This is a genomic window from Actinoallomurus acaciae, from assembly GCF_042429965.1.
Lineage (GTDB): Bacteria > Actinomycetota > Actinomycetes > Streptosporangiales > Streptosporangiaceae > Actinoallomurus > Actinoallomurus acaciae.
In genome coordinates, this window is record NZ_JBHLZP010000852.1 from 1 (window position 1) to 4,117 (window position 4,117).

Consider the following 4,117-nt stretch of genomic DNA (forward strand, 5'->3'; position numbering starts at 1 on the left):
GGCGATCCGCACTGGCAGCGCCTGCTCCAGCAGTTCGCGCCGACGAGCGCCGGGCTCGCCATCCAGGCCACCACCGACCTCCACAGCCTGCCCATCGGTCCCTGGGCCGGCCTCGGCGTGACCGCCGGGTGGGCCGCCGCGGCACTGTCGACGGGCGGCCTGCTACTGCGAGGACGCGACGCCTGAACCGGCGCCGCTCAGGCGCCGAGGAACGCCCGGACCGCCTCCTGCGCCGCGTCGCGCATCCGCGCGTGCAGCGCCGCGTTCGCCGCCCGGTCCGTACGCGCCTCCACGATCCGCAGCCCCTCACCCGTCATGACCTTCGTCAGGCCGTCCATCGCCTCCAGCCGCGTGTACGGCAACCCGTGCGCCGCCGCGATCGAGGCCAGATCGACCTGATGCGGGGTGCCGAAGACCCGCTCGAACGGCTCGGAGAACGCCGCCTGCGGCAGCAACGAGAAGATCCCGCCACCGGCGTTGTTCACCACCACCAGCGCCAGATCCGGACGGTGATCCTGCGGCCCGATCACCAGACCGTTCTGATCGTGCAGGAACGCCAGATCCCCCAGCAGCGCGAACGCCCGGTTGCCATGCGCCAACGCCGCACCGATCGCCGTCGACACCAGCCCGTCGATGCCGCTCGCACCCCGGTTCGCCAGAATCCGGATCCCCCGCCGCGGATGCATCGTCTGGTCCAGGTCCCGGATCGGCATGCTCGCCGCCGCCAGCAGCAGCGACCCGCCCGGCATCGCCGACACCAGATCACGCGCCAGCCGCGGCTCCGACAGCTCACCGGACTCATCCAGCACCGAGTCCACCGCGTTCCGCGCCACCAGGTCGGCCGTCCGCCACGCCTTCAGCCACGCGTCGTCGCCCGACACCACCGGGATCTCGGCCTCCTGCGCCACCTGCGTCGCCGACCGCACCGGATCCGGCCACCGCGCCAGCGACGGCGTCACCACCACGTGCTCCTCCGCGCGCCGCAGATACGACAGCAGCGGACGCGACAACCCCGGCTTGCCGAGCGTCACCACCACCTCCGGATGATGCCGCTCGACGAACTCCGGCACCCCCAGCAGGAAGTGATGCGAGGACAGCGCGTGATCGCCGTACCGCGCGTTGCCGTTCGGCTCCGCCAGCACCGGCCAGCCCGCCATCGACGCCGCCGCGACGTACCGCTTGACGTTCACCGCGCCATCGCCGACCACCAGCACACCACGGCGCGTCGGCGGCACATGCAGCACCGACCCCGGCGTCGCCGCCCGCACCTTCGTCCACGGCCCCGTCGCGTCACCGTCCAGCGGCTCACACCACGACTCTTCGCCGTCGGGGATCAGCGGCTCACGGAACGCCAGGTTGAGATGCACCGGACCCGGATCCGGATCCAGCGCCACATGCCAGGCCCGGCTCGCCAGCGAACGCCAGTACGCGATCATGCCCGGCCGTTCCTCCGGAACGCCGACCTCACAGCTCCACCGCGTCGCCGAACCGTACAGCTTCACCTGGTCGATCGTCTGGTTCGCGCCCGTCTCCCGCAGCTCCGGCGGCCGGTCCGCGGTCAGCACCAGCAGCGGCACCCCCGACTCATGCGCCTCCACCACCGCCGGATGGAAGTTGGCGGCGGCCGTGCCCGAGGTGCACACCACCGCCACCGGCCGCCCGCTCCGCTTGGCCAGCCCCAGCGCCAGGAACGACGCCGACCGCTCGTCGATCCGCACGTGCAGCCGCACCTTCGACTGCTCGAACAGCGCCATGGCCAGCGCCGCCGACCGCGACCCCGGCGCCATCACCACATCGGTCAGCCCGCAACGCGTCAGCTCGTCCACCAGGACCGTCGCCAGAGCCGTCGCCGGGTTCACAGCGCCGCTCCTCGCCGCTCGTCCAGCACCGCGCGCGCCTCATCCGCGCGCCGCCGCCAGCCCTCACCGTCGATCTCGTACCGCGACAGAGCCTCCTCATCGACCCGGGGCCGCCGCACCTCGATCACTCCGTCCACCGCCGCCAGCGGATCGGCGACGACGTCGCTCTCCAGCAGCGACAGCGTGCCCAGCCCGCAGGCGTACGGCAGCTCCGGCAGCGCCGCCGCCAGCGCCAGACCCGCCGCGAGCCCCACCGACGTCTCCACCGCGCTCGAGACCACCACCGGCAGCCCGCACGCCTCGGCCACGGCCAGCGCGGCCCGCACTCCGCCCAGCGGCTGCACCTTCAACACCACGATGTCGGCGGCGTCCGCAGCGCGCACCCGCAACGGGTCCTCGGCCCGGCGGATCGACTCATCGGTCGCCACCGGTGTGTCCACCCGCGCCCGTACGCGCCAGCTCCTCCAAGGTCGCGCACGGCTGCTCGGCGTACTCCAGCTCACCCAGCGCCCGCAGCATGCGGACCGCGGTGTCGGGATCCCACGCGCCGTTGGCGTCCACCCGCACCCGGCCACCGGGCCCGAGCGCGTCACGCACCGCCTCGACCCGCGCGATGTCCTCGCGTTCGTCCTGACCGGGCTCGGCGACCTTCACCTTCGCCGTACGGCACCCGGAGGAGCCGACGATCGCGTGCGCGGCCTCCGGGCCGACCGCCGGCACCGTCACGTTGACCGGGATCCGCGTGCGCCGCGGCTCGGGCCAGCCCTCATCGGCCGCCTCGTACGCCGCGGCCAGCCAGCGCGCGCACTCCGCCGGACCGTACTCCGGGAACGGGGAGAACTCCCCCCACCCCGCCCGGCCACGCACGAGCGCCCCTTCTCTTCGCGTCACGCCGCGGAACCGCGTGCGCATCGGGATGGCGAACACCCGCAATGGCCCGACCCCTCATCTTGTCACTCTCGCGTTCGCCCAACCCTACGACCGCTCGCTCCCGGCCCGTACACCGGAGGTCAGTAGTACCAGGGGAAACGGGACCAGTCCGGAGCATGCTTGCCGAGGAAGGCGTCGCGGCCCTCGGCGGCCTCGTCCGTCATGTACGCCAGCCGGGTCGCCTCACCGGCGAAGACCTGCTGCCCTACCAGCCCGTCGTCGATCATGTTGAAGGCGAACTTCAGCATCCGCTGCGCCGTCGGGCTCTTGCCGTTGACCTTGCGGGCCCAGTCGAGCGCGGTCCGCTCCAGCTCGGCGTGCGGCACCACGGCGTTGACCATGCCCATGCGGTGCGCCGCCTCGGCGTCGTAGGTCTCGCCGAGGAAGAAGATCTCCCGGGCGAACTTCTGCCCGACCTGCCGCGCCAGGTAGGCCGACCCGAAGCCGCCGTCGAAGCTCGCGACGTCCGCGTCGGTCTGCTTGAACCGCGCGTGCTCCCGGCTCGCCAGGGTCAGGTCGGCCACCACGTGCAGGCTGTGCCCGCCGCCGGCGGCCCAGCCCGGCACCACGCAGATGACGACCTTGGGCATGAACCGGATCAGCCGCTGCACCTCCAGGATGTGCAGCCGCCCCGAACGCGCCGGATCGATCGTCTCGGCCGTCTCCCCCTCGGCGTACCGGTAGCCGTCCCGGCCGCGGATCCGCTGGTCACCGCCCGAACAGAACGCCCACCCGCCGTCCTTCGGCGACGGGCCGTTCCCCGTCAGCAGCACACACCCGACATCGCTGGACATCCGCGCGTGGTCCAGCACGCGGTACAGCTCGTCCACGGTGTGGGGGCGGAACGCGTTGCGCACCTCGGGCCGGTTGAACGCGATCCGTACGGTGCCGTGATCGACGGCGCGGTGGTAGGTGATGTCGGTGAGGTCGAAGCCCTCCACCGCCTTCCACGCGTCCGGGTCGAACAGCTCGGAGACCATGCCGTGTCCTTTCGTGGCGATCGGCGCCCTGCCATTCAACCGGTCCGCCGCCCGCGTCGTGGATGAGGGTTGTGGTGTTCGCTCAAAGACGAAGATCTTTAAGCGCCCGCCTTTACATAGTAAGTTTCATGACTCCCGGGCGCGCTCCGGGCGGCGGCGCTCGATAGCCTGACGGCGCCATGAGCCGACCCCTCCACGCCGTGATCCTCCCGCCGGGCCCCCTCGTCGCCCGGCGCCTGGAGGCCGCCCTCGACGGCAGCGGCCCCGCGATCTGCCCCCTCTCCCCCGCGCTGCCCGAGCCCGCGCTGCGCCCGATCCTCGACGCGCTCGCCACCGCCGCGTCGGTGA

2 protein-coding genes and 2 pseudogenes are annotated in these 4,117 nt (G+C 72.6%); 1 reads left to right on the forward strand and 3 read right to left on the reverse strand.

The features are described 5' to 3' along the window. Positions 1-186 (forward strand): annotated as a pseudogene (locus tag ACFFNX_RS48025) (ABC transporter permease); the annotation flags it as partial. 11 nt (positions 187-197) lie between these two features. On the opposite strand, the gene menD reads toward ACFFNX_RS48025, so the two are convergent. The 3 genes and pseudogenes from menD to ACFFNX_RS48040 all read right to left on the reverse strand — a co-directional run bounded on the left by menD (position 198) and on the right by ACFFNX_RS48040 (position 3,769). Further along, a complete protein-coding gene (menD, locus tag ACFFNX_RS48030; RefSeq protein WP_378213114.1) occupies positions 198-1,859 on the reverse strand; it encodes a 2-succinyl-5-enolpyruvyl-6-hydroxy-3-cyclohexene-1-carboxylic-acid synthase in 1,662 nt (553 codons plus the stop codon). Then, positions 1,856-2,771 (reverse strand): annotated as a pseudogene (locus ACFFNX_RS48035) (o-succinylbenzoate synthase). The gene menD and the pseudogene ACFFNX_RS48035 overlap by 4 nt, the downstream one beginning before the upstream one ends. 98 nt (positions 2,772-2,869) lie before the next feature. Next, positions 2,870-3,769, reverse strand: a complete 900-nt coding sequence (locus ACFFNX_RS48040; RefSeq protein WP_378213115.1) for a 1,4-dihydroxy-2-naphthoyl-CoA synthase — start codon at positions 3,767-3,769, stop codon at positions 2,870-2,872. Positions 3,770-4,117 lie beyond the last annotated feature (348 nt).